26 protein-coding genes and 1 pseudogene are annotated in these 23,415 nt (G+C 67.0%); 8 read left to right on the top strand and 19 right to left on the bottom strand.

Features of this window, described 5'->3' with window-relative positions; genetic code table 11:
- Positions 1-77: 77 nt before the first annotated feature.
- From P2T60_RS21820 to P2T60_RS02935, 7 genes and pseudogenes are all read right to left on the bottom strand, one after another.
- Positions 78-398 (bottom strand): annotated as a pseudogene (locus P2T60_RS21820) (DUF7286 family protein); the annotation flags it as partial.
- Positions 395-952, bottom strand: a complete 558-nt coding sequence (locus P2T60_RS02960; protein WP_276281073.1) for a DUF7284 family protein — start codon at positions 950-952, stop codon at positions 395-397. The pseudogene P2T60_RS21820 and the gene P2T60_RS02960, both read right to left, overlap by 4 nt.
- Positions 949-1,341 carry a DUF7285 family protein gene (locus P2T60_RS02955; RefSeq protein WP_276281072.1) on the bottom strand — a complete coding sequence of 131 codons (393 nt, stop codon included), beginning with the start codon at positions 1,339-1,341 and terminating at the stop codon, positions 949-951. The genes P2T60_RS02960 and P2T60_RS02955 overlap by 4 nt, the downstream gene beginning before the upstream one ends.
- A complete protein-coding gene (locus tag P2T60_RS02950) occupies positions 1,322-1,786 on the bottom strand; it encodes a DUF7283 family protein (RefSeq protein ID WP_276281071.1) in 465 nt (154 codons plus the stop codon). The genes P2T60_RS02955 and P2T60_RS02950 overlap by 20 nt, the downstream gene beginning before the upstream one ends.
- Positions 1,787-1,991: 205 nt before the next feature.
- The gene (locus tag P2T60_RS02945; RefSeq protein WP_276281070.1) at positions 1,992-3,335 is read right to left on the bottom strand and encodes an alkaline phosphatase family protein; all 1,344 of its coding nucleotides are present in this window, start codon (positions 3,333-3,335) and stop codon (positions 1,992-1,994) included.
- A gap of 402 nt (positions 3,336-3,737) precedes the next feature.
- Complete coding sequence (locus P2T60_RS02940) at positions 3,738-4,853, bottom strand: DHH family phosphoesterase (protein WP_276281069.1); 1,116 nt, start codon at positions 4,851-4,853, stop codon at positions 3,738-3,740.
- Positions 4,854-4,937: 84 nt separating this feature from the next.
- Positions 4,938-5,471, bottom strand: a complete 534-nt coding sequence (locus P2T60_RS02935; RefSeq protein WP_276281068.1) for an inorganic diphosphatase — start codon at positions 5,469-5,471, stop codon at positions 4,938-4,940.
- 226 nt (positions 5,472-5,697) lie between these two features.
- On the opposite strand from P2T60_RS02935, the gene P2T60_RS02930 reads away from it, so the two are divergent.
- The gene (locus P2T60_RS02930) at positions 5,698-6,054 is read left to right on the top strand and encodes a PadR family transcriptional regulator (RefSeq protein WP_276281067.1); all 357 of its coding nucleotides are present in this window, start codon (positions 5,698-5,700) and stop codon (positions 6,052-6,054) included.
- Positions 6,055-6,081: 27 nt separating this feature from the next.
- On the opposite strand, the gene P2T60_RS02925 is transcribed toward P2T60_RS02930, so the two are convergent.
- Both P2T60_RS02925 and rnhA read right to left on the bottom strand, forming a co-directional pair.
- Positions 6,082-6,657, bottom strand: coding sequence for a DUF7108 family protein (locus P2T60_RS02925; protein WP_276281066.1), 576 nt, complete (start codon positions 6,655-6,657; stop codon positions 6,082-6,084).
- The gene (gene rnhA, locus P2T60_RS02920; protein ID WP_276281065.1) at positions 6,650-7,243 is read right to left on the bottom strand and encodes a ribonuclease HI; all 594 of its coding nucleotides are present in this window, start codon (positions 7,241-7,243) and stop codon (positions 6,650-6,652) included. Before rnhA ends, P2T60_RS02925 begins: the two co-directional genes overlap by 8 nt.
- Before the next feature lie 139 nt (positions 7,244-7,382).
- On the opposite strand from rnhA, the gene P2T60_RS02915 reads away from it, so the two are divergent.
- The gene (locus tag P2T60_RS02915; RefSeq protein WP_115795304.1) at positions 7,383-8,348 is read left to right on the top strand and encodes a transcription initiation factor IIB; all 966 of its coding nucleotides are present in this window, start codon (positions 7,383-7,385) and stop codon (positions 8,346-8,348) included.
- 61 nt (positions 8,349-8,409) lie between these two features.
- Here the strand turns inward: P2T60_RS02915 and P2T60_RS02910 are convergent, their stop codons facing one another.
- From P2T60_RS02910 to P2T60_RS02900, 3 genes are all read right to left on the bottom strand, one after another.
- Positions 8,410-8,835, bottom strand: coding sequence for an HVO_A0114 family putative DNA-binding protein (locus P2T60_RS02910; RefSeq protein WP_276281064.1), 426 nt, complete (start codon positions 8,833-8,835; stop codon positions 8,410-8,412).
- 77 nt (positions 8,836-8,912) lie between these two features.
- Positions 8,913-9,992: a tubulin/FtsZ family protein gene (locus P2T60_RS02905; RefSeq protein WP_276281063.1), complete on the bottom strand. Its 1,080-nt coding sequence runs from the start codon at positions 9,990-9,992 to the stop codon at positions 8,913-8,915.
- Between the two features lie 262 nt (positions 9,993-10,254).
- Positions 10,255-10,497 (bottom strand): hypothetical protein, encoded by a 243-nt coding sequence (locus P2T60_RS02900; RefSeq protein ID WP_276281062.1) that lies wholly within the window; start codon positions 10,495-10,497, stop codon positions 10,255-10,257.
- Positions 10,498-10,638: 141 nt separating this feature from the next.
- Here P2T60_RS02900 and P2T60_RS02895 point away from each other — a divergent pair, with 141 nt between their 5' ends.
- From P2T60_RS02895 to P2T60_RS02880, 4 genes are all read left to right on the top strand, one after another.
- Positions 10,639-11,139, top strand: coding sequence for a DUF7310 family coiled-coil domain-containing protein (locus P2T60_RS02895; protein WP_276281061.1), 501 nt, complete (start codon positions 10,639-10,641; stop codon positions 11,137-11,139).
- Positions 11,139-11,615 (top strand): DUF7311 family protein, encoded by a 477-nt coding sequence (locus P2T60_RS02890; protein ID WP_276281060.1) that lies wholly within the window; start codon positions 11,139-11,141, stop codon positions 11,613-11,615. Before P2T60_RS02895 ends, P2T60_RS02890 begins: the two co-directional genes overlap by 1 nt.
- A 185-nt stretch (positions 11,616-11,800) precedes the next feature.
- Positions 11,801-13,723: an ATPase, T2SS/T4P/T4SS family gene (locus P2T60_RS02885; protein ID WP_276281059.1), complete on the top strand. Its 1,923-nt coding sequence runs from the start codon at positions 11,801-11,803 to the stop codon at positions 13,721-13,723.
- A complete protein-coding gene (locus P2T60_RS02880; RefSeq protein WP_276281058.1) occupies positions 13,720-15,456 on the top strand; it encodes a type II secretion system protein in 1,737 nt (578 codons plus the stop codon). The genes P2T60_RS02885 and P2T60_RS02880 overlap by 4 nt, the downstream gene beginning before the upstream one ends.
- 331 nt (positions 15,457-15,787) lie before the next feature.
- Here P2T60_RS02880 and solA read toward each other — a convergent pair whose 3' ends face one another.
- On the bottom strand, positions 15,788-16,990 hold the full coding sequence (gene solA, locus P2T60_RS02875; RefSeq protein ID WP_276281057.1) for an N-methyl-L-tryptophan oxidase: 1,203 nt from the start codon (positions 16,988-16,990) through the stop codon (positions 15,788-15,790).
- A 631-nt stretch (positions 16,991-17,621) separates the two neighbouring features.
- On the opposite strand from solA, the gene nreA reads away from it, so the two are divergent.
- Together nreA and P2T60_RS02865 are read left to right on the top strand one after the other, a co-directional pair.
- On the top strand, positions 17,622-18,881 hold the full coding sequence (gene nreA / locus P2T60_RS02870) for a DNA repair protein NreA (RefSeq protein WP_276281056.1): 1,260 nt from the start codon (positions 17,622-17,624) through the stop codon (positions 18,879-18,881).
- 310 nt (positions 18,882-19,191) lie between these two features.
- Positions 19,192-19,413, top strand: a complete 222-nt coding sequence (locus P2T60_RS02865) for a hypothetical protein (RefSeq protein ID WP_276281055.1) — start codon at positions 19,192-19,194, stop codon at positions 19,411-19,413.
- On the opposite strand, the gene P2T60_RS02860 is transcribed toward P2T60_RS02865, so the two are convergent.
- The 6 genes from P2T60_RS02860 to P2T60_RS02835 all read right to left on the bottom strand — a co-directional run bounded on the left by P2T60_RS02860 (position 19,414) and on the right by P2T60_RS02835 (position 23,328).
- On the bottom strand, positions 19,414-19,863 hold the full coding sequence (locus P2T60_RS02860; RefSeq protein WP_276281054.1) for a DUF302 domain-containing protein: 450 nt from the start codon (positions 19,861-19,863) through the stop codon (positions 19,414-19,416).
- Positions 19,864-19,926: 63 nt separating this feature from the next.
- The gene (locus P2T60_RS02855; protein ID WP_382210411.1) at positions 19,927-20,514 is read right to left on the bottom strand and encodes a CPBP family intramembrane glutamic endopeptidase; all 588 of its coding nucleotides are present in this window, start codon (positions 20,512-20,514) and stop codon (positions 19,927-19,929) included.
- Between the two features lie 94 nt (positions 20,515-20,608).
- Entirely contained in the window at positions 20,609-20,896 is a 288-nt protein-coding gene (locus P2T60_RS02850) for a DUF5789 family protein (protein WP_276281052.1), read from the bottom strand.
- An 85-nt stretch (positions 20,897-20,981) separates the two neighbouring features.
- Positions 20,982-21,278: a HalOD1 output domain-containing protein gene (locus tag P2T60_RS02845; protein WP_276281051.1), complete on the bottom strand. Its 297-nt coding sequence runs from the start codon at positions 21,276-21,278 to the stop codon at positions 20,982-20,984.
- Positions 21,279-21,386: 108 nt separating this feature from the next.
- Complete coding sequence (locus P2T60_RS02840) at positions 21,387-21,974, bottom strand: plastocyanin/azurin family copper-binding protein (protein ID WP_276281050.1); 588 nt, start codon at positions 21,972-21,974, stop codon at positions 21,387-21,389.
- Between the two features lie 58 nt (positions 21,975-22,032).
- Positions 22,033-23,328, bottom strand: a complete 1,296-nt coding sequence (locus P2T60_RS02835) for an amidohydrolase (RefSeq protein WP_276281049.1) — start codon at positions 23,326-23,328, stop codon at positions 22,033-22,035.
- Between the last annotated feature and the right edge of the window lie 87 nt (positions 23,329-23,415).

Genomic DNA, 23,415 nt, shown 5'->3' with positions numbered 1-23,415 from the left:
GCCGCCGGACCGGGCGCTTTCGGACTGCCCGCGTCCGGTCCGGGGTTACTCCCGGACCGGACGCTCACCTCGCCGAGGGCGCTCCGGGCCGCGAGATAGATTCGGACGCGGAGCGAGTCCCGGAAGGGAGTCGAGTCGTTCAGGACGCGTCCCGCGGTGGTGTTCGCGGGGTCGGTGACTGGCGCGGCGGCGGCCCGTCGTCCGGCGCGAGCGACTGCACCGCGGAGTGCGGTGTCCGTGGCGGCGGTGGCCCGGTCCACGGCGACCCCGACCGACTCGTCGGTCGTGGGGGCCGGACCGCCAGCGAGGGTTGCGCTGAGGCCCGCGCTCCCGACCAACAGGAGGACGCCGACGAGGGCGAAGGGGACCCGCGCCCGGCGGTCTTCCGCGAAGTTCACGCCACCCACGTCCTGACGGTGAGTCTGACCCGACGGACTTCGAGGGTGGCCGCGTGAACGTCGGCGTCCGGCGGCGGGGTGTCGCCCGCGACGACCCGGCCGTCGGAGTCGGCGGTGGGAGTCGAGTTCGTCGGAGTTCGGCGCGCGACGACCTGCACGCCGACCGCGGCGCGTCCGGGCGCGGCACCCCCGGAAGCAACGCGTCGAACCGCCGGGCGTCGGACGGCCCGGCCGACGCTGGTCGTGACCGCCCGAACGAAGTCGGTTCGGGGGGTCGGCCGAGCGTCCGCGAGTGCGGCGCTGGCGAGCAGTCCCGCGAGAGTGTCGTGGACGGTCCGCGTCCCGCCGTCGTAGGTCACGCGGGCGGTACTCGTCACCAGCAGTTCCGAAATCTCGTCGGCGGTGTCCGGGCCGACAGTCGCGCTCGACTCGTCGGCGAGTGTCGCGATGGCGGACGGCGCGGTAGCGGACGGCGTAGTAGCGAGGGTGACGGCGCTCGCCGAGACCAGCAGGAGACAGAGCGAAACGTCGAGGACGGTGCTGATGGCTCTCACGCCCACACCTCCGCGCGGAGTCGGCCGGGTCGCATCCGACCCGGACCGAGGCGGACGCTCACCGCGAGTGCGGCAGTATCGGCGTTCGGCGGCGGAGTGGGTCCGGCGTGCCACGTCCGGCCGGTCGCTTCGAGCGTGAGGTTCAGGTCGTAACCGTCGGGTCCGGCGCGCAGACCGGCGGCGAGTGCTTGGGGGTCTGCGACTCCGGGGTCGCCGAGGGTGCGCTCGGCGCGTTCGACGGTCGGGTCCGCGAGATTCCGGTCGGGCGTCGGGATGGTGGCGTCGAGGACGCCAGCGTAGGTCGTGAGGGCGACCCCGACCGCGAAGACGGCGACCAGTGCCGCCACCGGTTCGACCTGCGCTCTCGGGCTATCCGACCAGCGTGACATCGACGCCCTCCCACACCACCCGCCGGACGGTCAGCGCCTCGCGCGAGCGCCACGCTGGAGTCCGGTCGCGCGCGTCGGCCGCGACCCGCCGGAAGTCCGCGGGGGTTCCGAAGGCGCGTTCGGGCGGCGTTCCCCGGAGAACGTCCCAGAGCGCGGTGTCGCGCCGGACCGGGGTGACGGGACCGTAGGCCAACGTCGCGTGGCCTGTCGCGCCGTCGTCCCGAAGCCAGATTCGGTACGGGCCGACTCTCGCGGCGTCGGCCGACAGCGGGTGGACGCCGGTCGTCGGGTGAGCGCTCGCCGCGACGGAATCGACGGTTCCGGCGGCGCTCGCGGCGTCCGGCGGGGGTGCGCGCGGGAGGGTCGCCGCGAGACCCACCGCGGCGGTGCTGACGACGGCGAGGCCGACCCAGAGATACCACGTCTCGACTGGTGCGTCGAACATGGACCGGGTTCGTCCCGTCTCGGGATTTAAACCTTCGTGGGGGGTTCGGGGTCGCGTTCAGACGGCCACGAGGGTGGGGAGGCGTGCGGTCCGCGCTCGCGGTTGCGGTGCTGTGCGGTGCAGTCTGCGAACCGTAGCTAACGCTCGCCCGGCGACTACCACGTAAAAAACGGGTGCCGAATCGGTAAATCGGTACCGCGACCGGTTACACCAGACTCTTGCCGTCGAACTCGCCCGCGTCGTAGTCCATCTCCATCAGGTCGAGGATGGTGGGCGCGATGTCGTAGAGGTTCACGTCGCGGATGGTCGCGTCGGGGTCGTCTACGAACAGCGAGGCGTTGTCGAAGCTGTGCATCCCGTTTCGGGGACCGTGACCGAACACGTCGTCGTGGCCCTTGAACCCGGCCTTGAGGTCGAAGCCGTAGTTCGGGATGGCAACGAGGTCCGGGGCGATGTCGTCGTGGTCGCCGTGGAAGGCGTCCTCCTTCTCGACCACGCGGTCGCACACCTTCCGGCCCTCGGGACCTTCGAGGTCTTCGAGCGCCTCCTTGAGTTGGGCGCGCTTCTGTTCGTACTCGCTCTCGGGGACGCTCCCGCGGGGTTCGCGGCCTTCGAGGTTGATGTAGAACCGACCGGGGATGAGCGAGTAAGCCTCGGTGTCGTCGCTGATGTCGCCCAGTTCCTCGTGGTCGTCGTCCTCGTAGGAAAGCCAGCCCTCGTCGGCGAGCCACTGGTTGAAGTGGACCTCGTAGTCCAGCGAGGTGAACCCGTGGTCGGAGGCGACCATCATCGTCACGTCGTCGGGCAGGTTCTTCCGAATCTCGCCGAGATAGCGGTCCACCTTCCGGTAGAAGTCGAGGAACTCCTCTTTGTACTCCATGTCCTCCTCGTAGTGCTTGTAGAGGAAGTGGTTCACCCGGTCGGTCGTCATGAAGACGCCGAAGAAGAGGTCCCAGTCGTCCTCCTGAAGGTAGTGTTTGAACGCCTCGTAGCGGGCGTCGAGGGTTTTGTGCGCGTTCTCGATGAACTCCGACTTGTCCTCGTCGTGGCCCAACTTGGCGTTGGCGTCGATGCGGTAGTCGGTAGACTGGAGGTACTCGCGCATCTCGTCGGGGTACGACGCCTTATCGACGCCCGGTGAGAGGAATCCAGAGACCATCCGCTGGACGTTGCGCTGGGGCGGGAAGGTGACGGGGACGTTCATCACCGTCGCGTCGCGCCCGGCGTCGTGAACCCGGTCCCAAATCCGGGTCGCCTGCACGTCGCGGCCCATCGGGACGTAGGTGTCGTAGGAGCCGACCTCGCGGTCTTGGAAGCCGTAGACGCCGGTCTCGCCGGGGTTCACGCCGGTCGTGAGCGCGGGCCAGCAGGCCGACGATTCGGGGGGAACGATGCTGTCGATTGCGCCCGACGACCCCTCGTCGGCGAGCGCACCGAGATGCTCGAACTCGTCGAAGTGGTCCTCGAGAAAACTATACGGCACGCCGTCGATTCCGAAGAAAGCAACGCGCGGCTTGTCGTCGCCACGGAGCTTGTCGAAGAGACCCATGTACCCCGATAGGACGACGACATACAAGAAATTTCTTTTCGTAGGCTCCGTCTTCGACGTGAACGATGATGAAGGATTCGGGCGTGAGAACCGGAAAATCGGACGGACCGCGAGCGAGCGACCGGCCATCGCCGGTCGCTCGCGGGACGGATTGCGGCCGGTGGAACAGTCCACGGGGGTCGGCCGGTGGAACAGTCCACGGGGGTCGGCCGGTGGAACAAGTCATTGGTTCAAGCAGTAGCTAGCTACTCGCCGTCTCTGACGGGGCTTCTCGCGGTCTGACCAACCACCCATTCGCTCCCCCCGAAAGTAACGACAGGGTGGGCTGAAAGCAATCTATAGATTTCTCTAGCAACGAAAAAGAACTTCAAAACAACGGAGAACGATTCTACAGCGCGCCGACTACGAACTCTCGAACGCCTCGAACAGCGCCTTCCGGGTGCTGGCGTCGATGAGCATGTCTAGCGTCTCCTCGTGGTCGCCGTCCACCTGCGCGAACAGGCCGAGGGGGACCCGAGCAGTCGCGGCGTCGGTGTTGCCGCCGGTCGTCTCGCTGGTGCCGAACGCGGAGTCCAAGATGTCGAAGGCGTTGGTTCGCACGTCCTCCGCGCGACAGGAGACGACGATAGTCTCCTCGTGGATGCCGAACACCGCGGCGGTCGAGACGCCTTCGAGTCGGAGCATCGTGTCCGCGGCCTCCTCCAGCGCCGACACCGAGGGCACCGACCCGACGTTGGTGACGGCGAAACTCGCCCGGCGCTCGCGGTTGGCGATGGCGTCGCTGATTACGTCGAAGGTGTCGCCGCTCATGCCCGGCGACCGGAGGTCCTCGATGCGCCCGAGGTCGGCGTAGGCGTGGAGGAACCCGGCGGCCTCGTAGTCGTGTTGGCCGTTCGCGCGGCGGAACTCGCGGGTCCCCGCGCGGACGCCGTGGAGGAGCGCCGTGGCAACTCGCTGGTCGGGGACCACGCCCTCGGCCTCCAACAGGCGCGTGACCGTGGTCGAAGTCGCACCGTCGTCGGTGGGGGTCACGGTGAGGATGTTCTCCTCGGCGGTCGGTCGATGACGGACCACCGCGACCACCGGCGGGTTGTTCGAGAGTTGGGGGACGCCGCCGCCGCCGCCCACCGCGACTGCGGCGTCGGCGTCGGTCAGTTTCTCGGTTCCCTCGCCGACGACTGCGAGTTCGAGGTCGAAGATGTTGCAGAACGTCTTGCTGTCCTCGCCGGTGACGGGACCCTCCGCGAACAGTTGGGCCGTGACGCCCCACTCGGTACAGAGCGTCTGGAGACCGATTGCGGCGGCTAGCGCGTCGATGCTCGGTCCCTCCGGGACGACGAGGGCGACGCGGTTCTGTCCCGCGACCGTGCTTTTGAGCGCATCGACCGGTTCCTCGCCGTCGTCGCGCCGCCAGTCGTTGACCGACTGGACGGCGTAGAAGACCAATCCACCGGAGAGCAAGAGCGTCGCGGCTACGACGACCATCTCGGCACTGCTGAACGCGGACCCGAAAGCCATCGGTTCGGCTTTGTTCAGGCCAACGTCAAATAGTTTCGGGCAGGTATCCGCCCGCTGAGAGTGTCAGAAAACGGTGAGTCGAGGTTAGGCGAAGTTCTCCTCGTAGAGGTCCATCGCGTGTTCGATGGCGTCTTGGGCGGACGCTTTGTCCTCCCAACCGAGGGTCTCGGTCTGCTTGCCCGCTTCGAGGTTCTTGTAGGTCTCGAAGAACTCCGAAATCTCGTCTTTCTGCTGGTCGCTGAGGTCCTCAACGTCCTGCACGTTGTCGTACCGGGGGTCCTCCGAGGGGACGGCGATTACCTTGTCGTCCTGTTCGCCGTCGTCGTCCATCTTCATCAAGGCGACCGGACGGGCCTCGATGACGCATCCGGGGAACGTCTGGTCTTCCACGAGAACCAGCACGTCGAAGGGGTCCTCGTCGTCGTAGTACGACTGCGGGATGAACCCGTAGTCGCTCGGATAGTGGACGTTGCTGTGGAGAACGCGGTCGAGGACGACGCCCGGAATGTCCTTGTCGTACTCGTACTTGTTGCGCTCGCCTTTGAGACACTCTACGACTGCGTAGATTTCCTCGGGCGGGTTCGGTCCCGTCTCTAAGTCTTCCCAGAGGTTAGCCATGGTGCAGTCCGAGAATCGTTCCGAAGTCCGGAAAGTCCTTTCGGCATCGGGTCACGGATTCTACCCGAAAGAAGAGGCAATTCACGCGACACCTGAAAGCAATTTTCGGCCGAGACGTTAAGTTTCATAACAAGTGGTGGTACAACTGCCGGGTAAACCGTGGAACCTCCGACCGAGTGAGGAAGGATTAAATACCATCGTGACAAATCGCAGGGTGTCAGAGTCTATGTCAGAGGCACAGACACTCACAGAGACGAGTACCGCGCGCAATCTTACCGCCTTCCAGAAGAACATCTTGACCATCCTCTCCGAGGAACCGATGTACGGTCTCGCTATCAAGCGGGAACTCGAGGACTACTACGGGGAAGAGGTCAACCACGGGCGTCTGTATCCCAACCTCGACACGCTGGTCGAGAAGGGATACGTCGAGAAGAGCGAACTCGACAAGCGAACTAACCAGTACGAACTGACCGACGAGGGTCTCGCGGTGGTCGTAGACGCCCTCCAGTGGACGCTCTCGAAGTTCGTAAACGACGAGGAACGCGGCGAGCAGGTCCGAGAAATCGTCGCGGACAACGAGTAGTATCGACTCCCGAGGACGAAGCGACGACTACTCGTCGGCCACCTCGAAGACGAGGTCGATAGACTCCTCGACGACAGTACGCTGTTTTTCCGTGGGCCACGCGTTTCGTGGGAAGTACTCCGCGAGGAATTCCTCGACTTCGCCGCTGGTGGCAGACTCCATCGGCCGGGCGTAGTGGTTGCCCATGAAGTCGGCGAACGCGTCGGCGTTGTCGCCGTGAACGTCGCCGTGTGCCTCACGGACTCGCTGGGTGAGTTCGCGGTTGTGGTCTTCGACTTCTTCCCACTCGTCGGGATTCCCCGGCCCGGACAGCGACACCTCGACTGCGCGGTCGGTGTCTTCGATGCGGTCGGTCCGAATCGTCCCGTCTTCGACCCACTCGTCGGGGTGGAGGACGAGCGTCGAACCGGTGTCCTCCTCGCGGACGCGGGCCGTGAAGTCGTGGTCGGCGAGTAGTTCCGCTCGCTCCTCGCGGTAGGCGTCGGCCTCGGCGTCGTCCACCGCGTCTCGCGCGAGTCGCGTCAGTCGTTCGGCGCGTTCGACGGTCGCGTCGGGGAGTTCGTCGTTCGGCGGAGCGTCGTCAGAAGTATCGGTCTCAGGCATCGTCGAGGGCCTCGTTCGCCAGTTTGTCGGCGCGTTCGTTTATCTCCCGCGGAACGTGGCCGAGTTCCCAGTCGTCGAAGTCCGCGAGGAGTTCCCGGACGGTGACGCGTCGTTCGCGCAGTTCCGGGTCGTTGGTGTTCCACGCGCCCGTGACCTGCTTGACGATGAGTTGGGAGTCGCCTTTCACTTCCACGGAGTCGAATCCGTAGTCGCGGGCCGCCCGGAGGACGCGAATCAGCGCCTCGTACTCGGCCTGATTGTTCGTCGCGCGGCCGATAGTCTCACTCCCCTCGGCGGCGATACCGTCGCTCGTGACGACGACCCAACCCACCGACGCCGGTCCCGGATTCCCCCTGCTCGCGCCGTCGAAGTAGAGGTAGGCGTGGCCGCCCCCTTCACGCAAAAGTGCCTCGATGTCCTGCGGGTTCGCTCCCTGAATCACGACTTTGCCGTCGTAGGCGACGGCGTTGGCGTCACCGTACGCCGCGCGCCACCGCTCGTGTTCGGAGTTGCCCGCCGACACGTCGGCACCTGCGTCGGCCAGTTTTTCGCGGGCGGCGTCCACGTCGCATTCGATGACGGGCATGGCGTCACTTCCTCGGTACCTGCTTAAACGCTTTCCGATGGTGGTTCGAAGGACGGGCGTCCCGTTTTCTGACCTTCGAGTAAGGAGTCATTATCGGCCGAGGATTTAAGTGCCTCGACACTACTACTATAAAAGTGCGATGACACGGTCCACTCGCCAGCGGGAGCGCCAAGCCGAGGCGGAGCAAACGGAGGACGAGTCAGAGGGTGTACGGGAATGCCCCGAATGTAACTCTGACAACCTCGTTAAGAGTTCCGACAGGGCGGAACTCGTGTGTGAAGACTGCGGACTCGTCGTCGAGGAGGAGCAGATAGACCCCGGTCCTGAGTGGCGCGCGTTCAACCATCAGGAGCGCCAAGAGAAGTCGCGCGTCGGTGCCCCGACCACCCAGACGATGCACGACAAGGGCCTGACGACGACTATCGACTGGAAGGACAAAGACGCCTACGGCCGGTCCATCTCCTCGAAGAAGCGCAGTCAGATGCACCGTCTGCGCAAGTGGCAGGAGCGCATCCGGACGAAGGACGCGGGCGAGCGCAACCTCCAGTTCGCACTCAGTGAAATCGACCGCATGGCCTCGGCACTCGGCGTCCCGCGGTCGGTCCGCGAGGTGGCGAGCGTCATCTATCGGCGCGCGCTCAAGGAGGACTTGATTCGGGGACGCTCCATCGAGGGCGTCGCCACCTCCGCGCTCTACGCCGCCTGTCGAAAGGAGGGCATCCCGCGAAGCCTCGAAGAAATCTCGGAAGTATCGCGCGTCGAACGAAAGGAAATCGGGCGAACCTACCGCTACATCTCCCAAGAACTCGGCTTGGAGATGAAACCGGTGGACCCCAAGAAGTACGTCCCGCGATTCTGCTCTGAACTCGAACTCAGCGAAGAAGTCCAGACCAAGGCCAACGAAATTATCGAGACCACGGCCGAGGAGGGGCTTCTCTCCGGCAAGTCGCCGACCGGATACGCCGCCGCCGCCATCTACGCGGCCTCCCTGCTCTGCAACGAGAAGAAGACCCAGCGCGAAGTCGCCGATGTCGCACAGGTGACGGAAGTCACCATCCGGAACCGGTATCAGGAACAAATCGAGGCGATGGGCATCCACAGCTAATCGGCGCAGTCTGCGACCTACCTTTCGGTTTTCGACGGAGTGCGTAGTAGTTACCGTGACCCTACGAGAGACCGGTCGTCCGGCCCGTCGAGTCCGAATCCGGGTCGCGGAGTGCGTATCTGACCTCGATTTCGTCGTACCAGACGACGGGTCGTTTCGCCCGACCGTCACGTACGAGTTCGACGACGCCGAGTTCGGCGAGTTCGTTGATAGCCGTCGAGACGTTCTTGACATCTCGGCCGACGAGACGAGCGAGTTCGCGGACGCTCGCAGGGTCTTGGTTGAGTGTCGTCCGAAGCAACGCTAAATTCTTGGGGTTCAACACGCGGTCGAGTGCTTCCTCGTCCGGCAAACTGAGCACGTGTCTCTCCTCAACTTCCTCGTCGGGTTCGAGTCGTTCGAGGTCGGCAAGTGCGTCCTCGAAGAACGATTCGGCCGACTGGACGCGAATCGTCAACGTCGTGGGGTCGGTGTTTGTGTCGGCCATAGTGTTGGCGTGGGAAACTCGCCAACAAAATAAGCGTTGGTGTTTCTACCAACGATACTCCAGCGAAGTCGGTCCCGCTAAATCAGGTCTTCCAGTTCGTCGCTTCGGAACTGCTCGGCCGGGTCTTGCTCCGGTTTCTCGGCCTCCTTGCTCGCTTCCTTGGCGCGTTCGAGGAACTCCTCGATTCGCTCGGAGCGTTCGACGCCACCGAGGAGGACGAGCGACGCGAGACGACCGCTGTCCAGTGGGAAGTCCCCGCCGCGGACCTGTAGACTGTCCGTCTCCTCTTCGAGCCACTTCCGGGCGCGCTCGACACCCTTGCGCGGGATGGTCTCGGGTTGCCCGGCCACGACCAGCAGTCCCGAGTCGGCCTCAACCGCGTTCGGGAGGCTGAGGTTGCTGAGGAGGGCGCGGCGAGTCGTGGAAGTGACGGTGTTGATGTTCTCTTCGGCGTCCTCGCTGGCCTCGGCGCTGGCGAACCCGAGCGTGGCGATGCCCCCCGACCGGAGGGTGTTGATGACCTCGCTCGAGTCCACGACGCTCTCGCCGACGCCTTCGACCGCCTCGCCCGAGGCGAAGAGTAGGCCGACGCGCTGGGCGATGTTCTGGTTGATTTTGTCGAACGCCTCGCCCATGCTCTCGCCGGAGGTGTGCCACGCGTCGTTGTCGATGAGGAGGGTCGCGTCGGCCTCTCGGACGAGGGTCTTGAGCGAGCGCCCGGCGTTGGCCTGATACATCGCGCCTTCGCCCCGGCCCGGCAGGACGCCGAGTCCGTACACCGGAATCTCGTAGACGCGGTTGAGTTCGTGCGCGAGGACCGGCGCACCGCCCGACCCCGTGCCACCGCCGAGACCGGCGACCACGAAGATGGCCTCGGCTTGGGCGGTGATGCGACCGTCCAAAGCGTCCATCACCTCGGTCGCGTCACTCTGCATCACTTCAGCGCCGAGTTCGTTGTCACCGCCGACGCCGTGGCCCTTCACGCGGTCCTGACCCACGAGGACGGTATCGAGGTCGAGTTCTCGGAGGTCGGTTTTCGCCGAATTCACCGCGATGGCTCCCTGTACTGCGCCGAATCCCATCTGCTGGTCGTACTCGGCCAGTCGCTGGGTGAGTTTCCCCCCGGCCTGTCCGACACCAATCAGGACGACTTTCATGCGCGTTGGGTTGAATTGACGGCTAATCAACCTTCCGGCGCGGGAATCGCGGTCGTGCCCCCAGTCGGTGTATCTGGGTAGACAAAAATGAAGTCGTCCGTCGAACTCCGGCGACAGACGCGGAATTTTGCCCGTTTCCGTGTAGACGGCGAACGTCGGAGTGGTCGCGGCCGCGTCGAAAGCGCCGGTTGTGTAACAAGCGCGGGTCAACGGCGCGACATTCGGAAGTCGGTCTGACAGCCTCGTTCTTCGTTGTTACGCCTTAGGCGAGAGCCTGTTCGCTATCCGGACAGACCTCGATGTAACACTTCTCGTACTCCGGACTCGCCGACAACTGGGCAGTCGAATCCGACAGAGAGTCGATACCTTCGATGCTATCCGGACAGACCTCGATGTAACACTTCTCGTAGCCAGGGTTCTCCGACTGAACCGCAGCAGCCGAACCAGTGGCGAGCAATCCAACCGCGACGACGGCCAACAGCAGGCCGAGTAGTTTTGCGTTCATGGGGTCGAGAACTCGTTTAACGTGACAGTGTGTGGCACTGCCACAGTCACTATAATGTTTTTCATTAATTAAATTTTATTGTATTTATATATACATTTCACGGGCTAGATTATAAATGTGAGGGCGGGACCAACTCGTGCTATGTCCCGCCCAGATGGATTCGACCAGCGACTCCGCGCCGTGGAGCGCGCACTGACCGACGGCGACAGCGACCTGACCGACCTCTCGGACGCCGCGGAACTGACCCGCGAAGTCCAACGACTGACCGCACGACTCGACGACGTAGAGGACCGCCTCGACGAACTCGACGCCGCGACACAGGCGCTCCGGGGCTACGTCGGCAACGTCAGAGGGGTCAACGAGACCGTCGAGCGTCGCGCCGACGCCGCGCTTGCGAAGGCCGAGGCGCTCGAAGCGGAACTCGACTCGGGCGAGCGACGGGACGACGCCGACGAGCGAGCGAGTCGAACGACCGACTCCGGCGACTGGCGACTCCGCTCGGACCGACCGGAGACCGATTCCGGAGTCGGCGACCTCCGCGCTGGCGACGGTGGTTTCGAAGGTGACGCCGACGATTCGGAGGCCGACACCGATGCCGATTCCGACACCGGCCTGCTCGCCCGCATCGCGGAGTCGCTGTAGTGTTGCGGGTGGTCATCGCCGTCGCGCTAGCGGCGGCGCTGGTCGCGGCCGTCACGCCCGCGCTCGAAGACGCGCGAGCGACCCGGACCGAGCGCCTCACGGAGCGCGAACTCGGCCGCCTCGAAAGGGCCGCGGCCACGCTCGCCAACGAGGAGTCCCCCGGCGCGCGCCGGACGCTCGCGCTGTCGTTTCCCGCGGAGTCGCCGACGGCGACTCCGCTGGCGTTCGTCTCGCTCGGCGGACTGCCGGGGAACGAATCGACCGCGGCCGACACCGCCGTCAGCGACGTGTTCGCCTTCCGGGTCGCTGGCGACCCCCGACGCGTCCGCCGCGCCGAGACCGACCTGCGCGTCGTCCGCGACGGACGAGTCACGACCGACGACCGGGCGCTCGTCCTCGGCGGCGGCGAGAGCTATACGGTGACGCTCCGACTGGTCCGCCGGGGCGGGCGTCGGACAGTAATCGTGTCCATCTAGACAATATCTTGCTATCTTTGAGCCATATATAGATATTCTTGATGGTTGGAATTCTTGTCTCATCGTGACTGACCGCTCGGGCCACGAGCGCGAGCGCGCCACAGCAACCCTCCGCGCGACGACACGGCCCCGACCGCGACCTCTCGCGCGAGGGTTTAAACCCGAGGACGGAACGAACCCTGCCCATGCGAAATCCACTGGCGCGCTTGCGCGACTCGGACCCCGACTGCGCCTGCGAACCCACCTTCGAGGCCGACCGCCTCCTGCTCGACGCCGGAAACTGCCCCGGCGCGGGCGACTTGGCGACCGAACCGGCCTGCCGTCGGACGGCCGTCAGCGCCTTGGCCGACCGGGAGACCCGAGCGGTCGTGACCCGGACCCACCACCTCGAACGCGCCTACGAGGGCGAGTCGGCCGCGCTTCTCGTCGCGGCCGGGCGCTTTGCCGAGCGCGCGGCGTTCTACGACCGGACGCTCGCCCGGCGCGCCGAACGCGACCCGCTCGGGGCCGCACGCGCCGCGGTCGGACGCGCGGGACCGGTCGGCGACATCGCGGCCGAGACCGGACTCGCCGAGTGCGCTCGCCGCGTCGAGGACTACGACGACGCGCTCCGCCCCTTCGTCGGCCCGCCGATTGCGAAGGCCCGCGTCGCCGCCGAACCCCCGCCGGACGCGACCCTCGCCGAGACGCGCCGACTCGACACGGGCGCGACGGTCAGGGTTTACGAAACCGAGCGCGCGCTCCGGACCTACCACCTCGAACCCGTCGAACACACCTTCTCGGAGTCGGCGCTCGCGCTTCTCGCCGACGCCTACCGACTCCTCGCCCGCGGTGAAATCGACCCCGGCGAGCGCGCGCCCGGCAGGGCAGTCCGGCGGGTCGCGGACGCGAACGCCGATTCCGCCCCCGACTTCGCCCCCGATTCCGGCCCCACCCTCGACGAACCGGTCGAAGCGCTCGCCGCGGCGCTCCGCAAGCACACCCGCGGCCACGGCGTCCTCGCGGACTTCTTCGCCGACTCTTCGGTCTCGGACGTGTTCGCCACCGCGCCGGTCGGCGAGAACCCGATTCGCGTGACGGCCGACGGCGAGCGCATGCGGACCAACGTCCGCCTCACCGACTCGGGCGCGCAAGCCCTCGCCTCGCGCTTCCGGCGCTCCAGCGGCCGGGCCTTCTCACGGGCGTCCCCGACGCTCGACGCGACCGCGAAGACGAGAGCAGGCGAAGTCCGGGTCGCGGGCGTCACCGACCCCGTGAGCGACGGGCCGGGATTCGCGTTCCGCGCACACGACACCACGCCGTGGACCCTTCCGGCGCTCGTCGCCAACCGGACCCTTCCGGCGTCCGCGGCGGCCCTGCTCTCGCTCGCCGCCGAACGCGCCGCGGCCGGACTCGTCGCAGGACCCCGCGGCGCGGGCAAGACCACCCTGCTGAGCGCGCTCTGCTGGGAACTCCCCGCGGCGACCCGAACCGTCGTCATCGAGGACACACCCGAACTCCCGGTCTCGGCGCTCCAGTCCGGCGGTCGGGACGTGCAACCGCTCCGGACGACGACCGGCGACGGGCCGGGTCTCGACCCCGCCGACGCGCTCCGGACCGCGCTCCGACTGGGGGAAGGCGCACTCGTCGTCGGCGAAGTCCGCGGCGAGGAGGCCGCGGTCCTCTACGAGGCGATGCGCGTCGGCGCGAGCGGCGACGCGGTTCTCGGCACCATCCACGGCGACGGCGGCGCGGGCGTCCGCGAGCGGGTCGTCTCGGACCTCGGGGTCCCCGCCTCGTCGTTCGCCGCGACCGACCTCGTGGTGACGCTCGAAGCCGTCTCGACGCCCGCGGGCAAGCGCCGCCGGGTGAAGTCGGTCGAGGAAATCGTGGACGGCGACCGGTTCGAGAGCCTATTTCGCCTCCGAGACGACGGACTCGCGGCCACGGGCCGCATCGACCGCGGGAACAGCGCGCTCGTCGCCGGACTCGGAGAGTCCGGCGACTCCTACGCCGACGTGCGCGCGGCCCTCCGGGAGCGCGAGACCCTGCTCGCGGACCTCGCAGGCGAGGGCCGGACGAGTCCGGACGCGGTGGTGTCGGCCTACGCCGACCGGAGGGAAGCGTGACGGCGAGTCCGGTGTCCGGTCGCGCCGCCGGTCTGCTCCCCCGTCTCCTCGCCGGACTCCTCGTCCGCCTCGCGCGACTTTGGCCGCGGTCGGTCGAGACCGGCGACGACCTCCGGCGGGCGCTCGCGTACCTCGACGCCGACGTGGACGCCGAGACGACGGTTCGGGCGGGGTACGGGACCGCCGGGGTCGTCGGAGTCGCCGGAGTTCTCGCGGTGGCGATTGCGCCCGGCAGACTCCGATTTCTGGTCGCAACTGCGGCCCTCGCGCTGGCGGGCGGTGTCTCCCACGCCGCCCGCCGTGGGCCGGTCGCGCTGGCGACTGCGCGTCGGACCGCCGCGCTCGGGGCCGCGCCCGCGCTCGTCGCGCGGGCGGTCCTGCGGATGCGCGTCGAACCCGCGAGCGAGCGCGCGGCGGCGTTCGCGGCCAGCGGGGAGGAACGACTCGCGGCCGACCTCCGGGAACACGTCCGGCGGGCCGCCGGGACTCCGCAGTCGGGTCTGGCGTCGTTCGGCGCGGCGTGGGCCGAGTGGAACCCGCCGCTCCGCCGGGCCGTCCTGCTCGTGGAGTCGGCGGCCGACGCCCCGGCGGGCGAGCGCGAGACCACGCTGGACCGGGCGATGACGGCGATGCTGGACGGGACGCGCGACCGGATGGCCGAGTTCGCCGAGGAGGTCCGGGGACCCGCGACGGCGCTCTACGCCTTCGGCGTCCTGCTTCCGCTCGCGCTGGTCGCGGTCCTGCCCGCGGCGCGGGTTGCGGGCGTCGCGCTCTCGGTTCCCGCGCTGGTGGCGCTCTACGACCTCGGTCTGCCCGCGGTGCTGGTCGCTGGCGGCGCGTGGTTGCTGGTCCGGCGACCCGCGGCGTTCCCGCCGCCGGAGGTGTCTCGGGAGCATCCCGAGGTGCCCGACCGACGTTGGCCGACCGTCGTTGCGGGTGCTGGCGCGGGCGTCCTCGCCGTCGTCGCCACCGCGCCGTTTCCGGGATGGACGCGCTGGCCCGCGGTGGTCGGCGGAGCGGTGGGGGCCGGTCTCGTCGTGCGATTTCGGCCGGTCAAGCGGGTCCGGGACGACGCCCGCGCAGTGGAGAACCACCTGACCGACGCGCTCTATCTGGTCGGCAGGCGGGTGAGCGACGGCGCGTCGGTAGAGGCCGCAGTCGAGGACGCCGCGCCCGAGGTGGCGGGTCGGACCGGCGAGACGCTGGCGGCGGCCGCGGGCGTCCAGCGACGGCTTCGGGTCGGCGTCCGGGAGGCGTTTCTCGGCGACCACGGCGCGCTCGCCGACGTGCCGAGTCAGCAGGCCCGGAGCGCGGCCGCACTGCTCGCTGTCGCCGCCCGCGAGGGGAGACCGGCGGGACGCGCGGTGGTCTCGATGGCCGACCACGTGGACGACCTCCAGCGGGTCGAGCGCGAGGCCCGGCGCGAACTCGCAAGCGTGACCGGGACGCTCCGGAACACCGCCGCGGTGTTCGGTCCGCTGGTCGGCGGGGCCACGATTGCGCTCGCCGACGGGATGGCTCGGGGGACGCTCGGAGAACCGCTTCCGACTGCGGCGCTCGGTCTCGCCGTCGGCGGGTACGTCCTGCTGTTGGCCGCGATTCTGACCGCGCTGGCGACCGGACTGGAACGAGGATTCGACCGCGCGCTGGTCGGCTACCGGGTCGGGGTGGCGCTCCTGTCGGCCGTCGGGTCGTTCTTCGCGGGGTTCGTCGGGGTAGGGTTCGCGGCGTGAGGACGGCTTTGGAGCGCTCAGCGTGACTCTTCCATCCCGGCGCGCGCTGGCGCGGCCTCCGTGCCGCGCCATCGTCGCGCGAGGGGGCGAGCATCGCAGGGAGAAGCGACCGGAGGGAGCGACGACCGAGACGCGCAGTCGGTTGGGGAGGTGTGAGGCCGTCGCGGTGCCGTGCGGGGCGGTGGCGGTGCCGTGCGGTCCTGATTGGTTCAAGCCTGTCCCCCGCTTCCTCGACCAGTCACCTTCCTCGAACCGTCTCCGACCTCGCGTCGCTCGAACGCGAGCGCGATGGAGAAATAAAAATTCACCTTAAAGAAAGAAAAAGGCTTTTCTAAACAATATCTAGGTTGCTAAAACGGTCGATGCCGAACTGGTCGATGGGGTGGTCTGTCTCGCCGTCCGCCACCAAGTCCGCGACGACCGACCCCACCACGCTGGAGAACTTGAAGCCGTGGCCCGAGAACCCGGCCGCGACCGTCACCTGCGGGTGGTCGGGGTGAGTGTCGATGACGAATCGCTCGTCGGGCGTGTTCGTGAACATGCAGGTCGAGAGGCGCATCGTCGGTCCCGCGGCGTCCGCGAAGTAGTCGTCGGCGTACTCCCGGAGAATCCGCTCGTCGGTGGCGTTCGGTTCCCGGTCCATCTCGTCGGGGTCCACCGCCTCGCGGCGGTGGTTGTACTTGCCGACTTTGAATCCGGGGACGCCGTGAATCGGGAAGCCGTAGAAGTACCCCTCGTTACACCGCATCGAGAACACCGGGAACTCCTCGGGCGCGAATCGGTCGGGCGAGTCGGGTTGGAACCACCCGAGGACCTGCCGCTCGGGTTCCAACACCGGCGCGAGGTCCGGCAGGAGCTTCCCGGTCCACGCGCCCGCCGCGACCACCAGCGAGTCGGCCTCGTAGGTCGTGGTTCCGTCGGCCCCGGGGAGCGCCGACTCCGCCTCGACTTCGACGCCGCCGTCGTCGAGCGGCCGCCAGTCTGCGACCTGCGTCCGGGCGCGAATCTCGGCACCGCGGGCCTGCGCGCCCTCGACGTGCGCGACGATGCACTCCTCGGGGACGAGGTACCCCCCGCGGGGCTGGAACACGGCGCGGAACTCCTCGGGCACGTCGTAGCCGGGGAATCGGTCGTTGAGTTCCGCGCCCGACAGCACGTCGTGGTCGAGTTCGTGTTCCCGGCAGGCCCGGCGCGCGCCCTCGAAGATGTCGCTGTCCGCGGGACCGACCGCGACCGACCCGGTCTCGTGGACGAGTCGCTGGCCGTACTCGTCGCCGAGCGACGCCCACTGTTCGTAGGCCGACCGCAGGAGCGGGACGTACGACGGATGCTCGTAGTACGCCAACCGGATGATTCGGGTGTAGCCGTGCGAGGACCCCCGCGTGTGGGGCACGTCGTAGCGTTCGAGACCCAGTACGTCCGCGCCGCGGTCCGCGAGGTGGTACGCCGCGGCGCTTCCCATCCCGCCGACGCCCACGACGATGGCGTCGTAGCGGCGGTCCTCGGCAGTCTCGGCAGTCGGTTCGTCGTCCATGTGCGAACGAACACTCGCCTCGGACCTAAGTTTCGCCGGTTCGGGCAATATCCGGACGTGCGTGGGTATTGGGCCGGGGGCGTGACCGAGACCGAAGTGGGATGGGGAACGACGTGGCGAGAGCGGGGCGACAGACTCGAACCAATCAGGTCCGGGACCGCACGCCACCGCACCCCCACGCCACCGCGGGTTTCACGCCTCCCATCCTCGGCGACCGCGGACGCGGCCGCCGTCCGCCGGAAGACGGTCCTGCTCGCTTCGCTGTCTCCGAAAATAGGGGATTTTCGGGATGACGAGGGCGTTGCTCTCGAACCATGCGGGCGGGCGACTTCCGAGCCTTCAGTCGCTCCACTCCGTGATACGAGTCGGCGCGCGCAGAACCGCGCGCCAGCGCGCGCCGGGGAGGCTAGAGCCTTCCGCGAACCAGTTCCACGCCGGACCCCCATGCGAGAGTTTAAATCCGAGGACGGGACGAACCCGGCCCATGCACTGAGAGTTGCCGCGGGGCGGCCGAGCGAAATCGGCGGTGCAACCGCTCCGCGAGGGACAGCACCACCTGTACGCCACGCCGATAGCCGCTGGCACGTCGCGCGAGTAAGGTTCAAAGCGTTCGGGTCCCAAACAGCGACGAATGCGTCTCGACGAGTACATCGAGGGCCTCGGCCCGGACGAGACCGACCGCAAGCGCCGTCTCGCCGAGGAGAAGTCCTACGAGATTCTCGACTACGTGGACGACTTCCAAGACCGCTTCTCGGAGGTCGCGCAGGGCGACTCGCTGGTCGGTAGCACCTCGCCGTCGGTGTTCGTCGGGCGGTCGAACTACCCGAACGTCTCGACGGGCATCCTCTCGCCCGTCGGCGAGGAGGACCGCGCCTCGGAGTTCACCACGAGTAGCGACTGGTACGAGCGCGGCCTCGACATCGACAACGTGCTTCAGTACCGGACCGGCCTGCTGAACTCGAACCACGCCGCGAACGTGGACAACGTGGACGACGTGTGGGACGGGTTCGTCGGCACCCAGCGCGAGGTCGCCATCGCCGACCGGCCGGTGGACGTGGAAATCGGTCTCTCGGACTCGCTGGACCTCGACGTGGACGTGGACGCGATTGCGACCCCGACCGGTCCCTCGGCGCGCGCCACCTCCGCGGACCTGACCGAGAACCCACACGTCCCGCGCCCGGTGAAAAAGACCCTCGAAGACGACGACTGGCAAGCCCAAGGCGCGATGACCTACCTCTACCGTCGCGGGTTCGACGTGTACGAAATCAACGACATCCTCTCGGCGGGCGCGCTCGGCCGCGGCCAGAATCGCCGACTCGTCCCGACGCGGTGGTCCATCACCGCGGTAGACGACACTATCGGGCAGTATCTCCGGGGACAGGTTCAGACCAACCCGAGCGTGGACGAGACGCAGGTGTGGGTCAACGAGTACCTCGGCAACCGCTACTGGGTCGTCCTCACGCCGGGCCAGTGGGAGTACGAACTCGTGGAGATGAAGGCTCCGGGGAGCGTCTGGAATCAGGACCCCAACGGCGAGACGTGGATGGCGAGCGCCCACGAGGGCTACGAGGGCCGGACCGGGTACGTCGAGGAGACCGCCGGGGCCTACTACGCCTCCCGACTCGCGGCCCTCGAACACCTCGAATCCGTCGGGCGGCAGGCCAAGTGCCTCGTCCTCCGGGAGGTCTCGGACGACTACTGGGCACCGGTCGGCGTCTGGCAGATACGCGAGAGCGTCCGCAACGCCTTCGACGGCGAGTACGGCGAGGCCGAGACGTTCCACGGCGCGGTCCGAGAAATCGCGCCACAGCTACCGGTCTCGCTCGCGGCCCTCCGGCGCAAGTCCCACATGCTCTCGGGACTGCAAGCGAACCTCGCGGACTTCTCGTGAGCGTGGATTGGTCGCTCTGCGTCGTCGGAAACGTTGGAGAAGCCGCCGGGACGAAGGCCCCGAATGCCCCCGCCCGCTCGCGGTCGCTCTGCGGGATATTCTCGCTCGTTCACTCCGTTCACTCGCTCGAATAGTGCCCGCAGAGACGACCACGGGTCTGCGACCCGCGAGCGGGCGGCCCCTTTATCCCACCCCTGCCGGTTGGTCCGCCGAGCGCACCCTGTCGGTTGGTCGGCCTGCGCCAACCACACCGAACGACGCCCGTCGTTCGCGGAGAAGATTTATTCCGCTTCTCGACCCATTCTGACACATGGTTCCCCTGCAAGTCGGCGTCCCCGGCGGCCCGGAGTTGCTCATCATCCTCCTCATCGCCATCTTGCTGTTCGGCGTCCCGATAGCACTCGTCGCTGGCGGACTCTACTTCTACCGGCAGTCGAAGTCCGACCGACCCGCCAGCGAGGAAATCGAAGCGCTCCGGCGGGAAGTAGAACGCCTCCGCGAGGAAGTCGAGGGGTCGGACAGCGAGGAGTAGTTACGCGGTATCGAGGTTCGCCCACGCCTCGTCTACGAACTCGCCGGTGTCCTCGACGATTTGCTCCCACTCGTCGTCGTCGGGGGCCATTCCCGCGAGTCGCGCGACCTTCATGATGCTGACGTGGTAGACGGTCTGTCGGCCGGGTTCTTCCTGCCAGACGACCACGTTACACGGGAACAGCGCGCCGATTCGGTTGTCGCTCGCATCGAGCGCTCGGTTCGCCATGTTGGGATTGCACGCGCCCAACACGTAGTAGGGGTCGCGGTCCGCGCCGATTTTCTCCGCGAGCATGTCGGAAGCCGAGAACTCGGTGGCGACACCGAATCCGGCGTCGGTGAACGCCTCGCGGACGTGTTCGACCGCTTGCTCGTGGTCCATTTCGAGGGTCGCGCGCTTCTCGCCGATGTCGTCACTTTCGAGCGCAGTGGGGTCTATTGGAAGACTCATACAAGACTACCTTCGCGTTCGAGGGTAAAAAGTCCGCGCCCTCCGGCCGTCTCTGAGAGGGGTTCACACCGGAATCGGAAGCCACGACAGCCACCGGACCACCTGCTCGGGCGGCAACACCGGCGGGTGAAGCACCAACCAGTCCAACAGGCCGAGTCCGATGCCGTGGGCGACGACCGAGGGGAGAATCGAGTTGCTCTTGTAGTCTACCGCGCCGAACAGCACGTCGGTCGGTCCCGACAGAGCGAGTTCGATTGGCGGCTTGTACATGTGGTGGAAGACGTAGACGACCGGACTGATGAACACGCTCTTGAACCCGATTTCGCGCACGCCGACGCAGAGCAGGCCCCGGTAGTACGTCTCGGCCGCCAGCGCGACGAGAAACTGCATGACGGCGTGGGGCAGAAACTGTCCGAGCGCGGGACTCGTCTCCCACATCGGGTAGTAGGCCCGAATCGTCGGGAGCGACGACCCCACGACGTAGAACGGCAGGACGAACAGCGAGAGCAAGACGGTGTTGCGAATCGCGGTTCGGTCCACCCTGTAGCCGAGGTGCCGCCCGTGCCGGACGCCGAGCGCGAGCGGTGCGAGAACGTAGACGACAGTATCTCGGAGTAGTCGCTCGTTCAGTCCGCGCACGTCCCACGCCATCCAGACGCCGGTCAGGACTGCTCCGGCGAGGAGCGCGCGCTGGACCCAACTCAACCGGGCGAACCCCCGGCGGACCGACCGAGCGACCGACACGCTACTCGTCGGCCGTCGGAACCGCTCCGGGACCAATCACGTCTCGGACCAGTTCGAGGAACTCTTGACGGCTCTGGAAGTAGGTCTCGTCCACCTGCTCCAGCAGGTCGGCCAGTTCGCGCGGCCCGTCGGGAGTCCGGACAGTCGCGTCCTCTTTCCGGAGAATCTCGCTCTTCTGTATCGGCCAGTGAAGCCGCGAGGCCACGCGCACCAGCGGCGCGCCCTCGACGGGTTCGCCCTCGCCGAGTTCGACGGCAGGCTCTGCTTCTTCCTCGTTGTCGTCAGCCATACGCCGCGATTCGAATCCCTCGGGATTAGAGCTTTCGGAACGGGCCGTTCGCGCGCGCTGGCGCGGCGAGTCGTCGCGGCGTCACTTACTCGCGGACGACGACGTAGCCGTCGCTGTAGACGGTAACTTCGTAGTCGAGAAGATGGAATACGACGTGCCCGCTCCCGCGAGGCATCCCGTTGTGCTTGTCGCTGAAGAGGTTGTCGAGGGCGTCGGGGTCGATTTGGTCGTAGAGTGGCGTTCCGATTTCGGCGGGGTCGAGGTCCGCGGCGTCAGCAACTGCGTCGATAACTGCGGTGCTGAGTGGCTCGTCCCGGTCGTACGTCGCACTCTCGGTGATACCGTTGGTCTCGTTCAGGTTCTCGGTGACGTTTTCGCTCATTTGTCATGTGCCTCCATTCGGACGGCGATACTCTACGTTGCCGTAGCAATCTATAAAAACTCACCGCATCAAATTGAAGCGGTTATTTTGTCTATAATTCGTCTCGGCCTACTCTAGTCCGTAGTCTCCGCCGTACTTCAGGAAGAAGTACGCCAAGAGGACGACCGAAACCATCGCGGCCATCGTGACGATACCGACGACTCGCGCGCTCTCGGGGATGTCCGGTACGGCCCCGCCGTCACCGTCGCCGCCACCTGCGTCCGCGGAGACGGTGAGTTCCGCGACCATCCCGGCCGTCTCGTGTGGGATGCAAAAGTAACCGTAGGTTCCCTCTACCTCGAGCGTGTGCTGGTAGGTCTCGCCGCCAGCGATGTCGCCGTCCGGATAGGCGCTCCGTGCGGCCTCTTCGCTGTCGAACCCGCCAGAGGCGAAGTACTGGGCCTCGTCCGGAATCTCGTCCTCGTAGGCGGTCACAGAGTGACCGACGCTCCCGACGTTCTCCCAGACGACGGTGGTTCCGGGCGCGACAGTCGTCTCCTCCGGGTCGAAGACGAGTCCGTCGGTCATGTCTATCGTTCGCTGGTTGCCCTGCGCTCGCGCCTCGGCTTTGCCCGCGGCGTAGGACGACGCGACGGTGCCAGCAGTCGCGCCGAGGAACCCCCGTCGGGACACCGCGGTCGAACTCTCTCCCCCCATAGCGTTTCGAATCGGTCCCAATCCCCAAAGCAGTTACTCCGGTCGCGGGTCGCTCTGCTCAGGGTCGCTCCGCCGCGATTTCCGCTATCGCTCCGGCGAGTACGTCGATGCCGATTGGAAGCGTCTCCTCGTCCACGTCGAACGTCGCGGTGTGGTGGCCGCCGGGGTGGTCGGTGCCGACGCCGACGTAGGCGGCCTTGCCGCCGTTGCGCTGGACCGCCCGCATCAGGTAGGTCGCGTCCTCGCTCCCGCCGAGTTCGCCGCGTTCGATTACCTCCTCGACGCCCTCGCTCTCGTCGGCCACGTCGCCGACGATAGCGACGAGTGCGTCGTCGCTCTCTGCGCTCGGGGCCTCGCCGTTGGTAGTTATCTCGACTTCGCACCCGTGCATCTCGGCGGCGGATTCGAGGACGCGCTCGGCGCGCTCTTTCATGTAGTCTTTGAGTTCGGTCGTCTCGCCGCGGACCTCGCCCTCTACGAAGGCTTCTTCGGGAACGATGTTGGTCGCGGTGCCGCCGCCGACCTTGCCCGCGTTGACTCTGGTCGCGCCGTCCTCGTGGCGCGCGATGGCGTAGAGGTTCTGGACCGCAGTCGCCATCGCCTGCACCGCGTTCTCGCCCTCGTTGGGTCGCCCGCCCGCGTGGGCCGGAACGCCTTCGAACTCGGCGCGGAAGTGGCTCACCGCGAGGAAACCGTCCATCCCCGCGACGACTTCGCCGGTCGGGTGGTCGAGACCGACGTGGGCCGCCAACAGGTAGTCCACGTCGGCGAGGTGGTCGCTCTCGGCCATCGACTTGCCGCCAGCTATCATCTCCTCGCCGGGTTGGAAGAAGACCTTCAGGGTGCCCTCGAAGTCGCTGTTCTTGACCGCTTCGATGACCCCGAGACCGATGGTCGCGTGGGCGTCGTGGCCGCAGGCGTGCATCGCTCCCTCGTGTTCGGACCGGAAGCCCTCCGCGACGGGTTCGTGGTCGTCGTCGGTTGATTCCTCGCGGAGCAGTCCGTCGATGTCCACCCGGAGACCGACCGTCGGGCCGTCTTCGGGGTTCTCGCCCTGTTCTACGACTGCGACCGCGCCGGTGTACCCGCCCGCTAATTGCTGGAGGATTTCCTCGTCGGCACCCTCCTCGCGGGCCTGTTCGTACCACGCTTCGAGTTCGTCGTCGTCGGGGACCGCCATGCGCTCGTCCTCGGCGATTGCGTCGGGACCGACGTAGAGGTCGTCCACGCCGATTCGTTCGAGTTCCTCGACGATTCGGGCGGTCGTGTAGAACTCCCGCCACGCCGGTTCGGGGTGGCGGTGGAGTTCGCGCCGCAGGTCCACGAGTCGGTCGCGTTCTGCCTGTTTGCTCATGTGGCTTCGGAGGAACGCCGAGACCTTAAGTGCTTGAGAGTCGCCGACTCGGATTCCTGTCCTGACGGAAAGCTGTTGGTTGCGTCA

Origin of the sequence: Halorussus caseinilyticus (genome assembly GCF_029338395.1) — an archaeon.
Taxonomy (GTDB): domain Archaea; phylum Halobacteriota; class Halobacteria; order Halobacteriales; family Haladaptataceae; genus Halorussus; species Halorussus caseinilyticus.
The sequence above is the reverse complement of the archived record's forward strand: the minus strand, read 5'-3'. Positions and strand labels throughout refer to the sequence as shown.

Coding starts and splice junctions, on each gene's coding strand:
- P2T60_RS02955 (WP_276281072.1), bottom strand. CDS start 1,341: ATGTCACGCTGGTCGGATAGCCCGAGAGCGCAGGTCGAACCGGTGGCG.
- P2T60_RS02950 (WP_276281071.1), bottom strand. CDS start 1,786: ATGTTCGACGCACCAGTCGAGACGTGGTATCTCTGGGTCGGCCTCGCC.
- P2T60_RS02945 (WP_276281070.1), bottom strand. CDS start 3,335: ATGGGTCTCTTCGACAAGCTCCGTGGCGACGACAAGCCGCGCGTTGCT.
- P2T60_RS02940 (WP_276281069.1), bottom strand. CDS start 4,853: ATGGCTTTCGGGTCCGCGTTCAGCAGTGCCGAGATGGTCGTCGTAGCC.
- P2T60_RS02935 (WP_276281068.1), bottom strand. CDS start 5,471: ATGGCTAACCTCTGGGAAGACTTAGAGACGGGACCGAACCCGCCCGAG.
- P2T60_RS02930 (WP_276281067.1), top strand. CDS start 5,698: ATGTCAGAGGCACAGACACTCACAGAGACGAGTACCGCGCGCAATCTT.
- P2T60_RS02925 (WP_276281066.1), bottom strand. CDS start 6,657: ATGCCTGAGACCGATACTTCTGACGACGCTCCGCCGAACGACGAACTC.
- rnhA (WP_276281065.1), bottom strand. CDS start 7,243: ATGCCCGTCATCGAATGCGACGTGGACGCCGCCCGCGAAAAACTGGCC.
- P2T60_RS02915 (WP_115795304.1), top strand. CDS start 7,383: ATGACACGGTCCACTCGCCAGCGGGAGCGCCAAGCCGAGGCGGAGCAA.
- P2T60_RS02910 (WP_276281064.1), bottom strand. CDS start 8,835: ATGGCCGACACAAACACCGACCCCACGACGTTGACGATTCGCGTCCAG.
- P2T60_RS02905 (WP_276281063.1), bottom strand. CDS start 9,992: ATGAAAGTCGTCCTGATTGGTGTCGGACAGGCCGGGGGGAAACTCACC.
- P2T60_RS02900 (WP_276281062.1), bottom strand. CDS start 10,497: ATGAACGCAAAACTACTCGGCCTGCTGTTGGCCGTCGTCGCGGTTGGA.
- P2T60_RS02895 (WP_276281061.1), top strand. CDS start 10,639: ATGTCCCGCCCAGATGGATTCGACCAGCGACTCCGCGCCGTGGAGCGC.
- P2T60_RS02885 (WP_276281059.1), top strand. CDS start 11,801: ATGCGAAATCCACTGGCGCGCTTGCGCGACTCGGACCCCGACTGCGCC.
- solA (WP_276281057.1), bottom strand. CDS start 16,990: ATGGACGACGAACCGACTGCCGAGACTGCCGAGGACCGCCGCTACGAC.
- nreA (WP_276281056.1), top strand. CDS start 17,622: ATGCGTCTCGACGAGTACATCGAGGGCCTCGGCCCGGACGAGACCGAC.
- P2T60_RS02865 (WP_276281055.1), top strand. CDS start 19,192: ATGGTTCCCCTGCAAGTCGGCGTCCCCGGCGGCCCGGAGTTGCTCATC.
- P2T60_RS02860 (WP_276281054.1), bottom strand. CDS start 19,863: ATGAGTCTTCCAATAGACCCCACTGCGCTCGAAAGTGACGACATCGGC.
- P2T60_RS02855 (WP_382210411.1), bottom strand. CDS start 20,514: ATGGCGTGGGACGTGCGCGGACTGAACGAGCGACTACTCCGAGATACT.
- P2T60_RS02850 (WP_276281052.1), bottom strand. CDS start 20,896: ATGGCTGACGACAACGAGGAAGAAGCAGAGCCTGCCGTCGAACTCGGC.
- P2T60_RS02845 (WP_276281051.1), bottom strand. CDS start 21,278: ATGAGCGAAAACGTCACCGAGAACCTGAACGAGACCAACGGTATCACC.
- P2T60_RS02840 (WP_276281050.1), bottom strand. CDS start 21,974: ATGGGGGGAGAGAGTTCGACCGCGGTGTCCCGACGGGGGTTCCTCGGC.
- P2T60_RS02835 (WP_276281049.1), bottom strand. CDS start 23,328: ATGAGCAAACAGGCAGAACGCGACCGACTCGTGGACCTGCGGCGCGAA.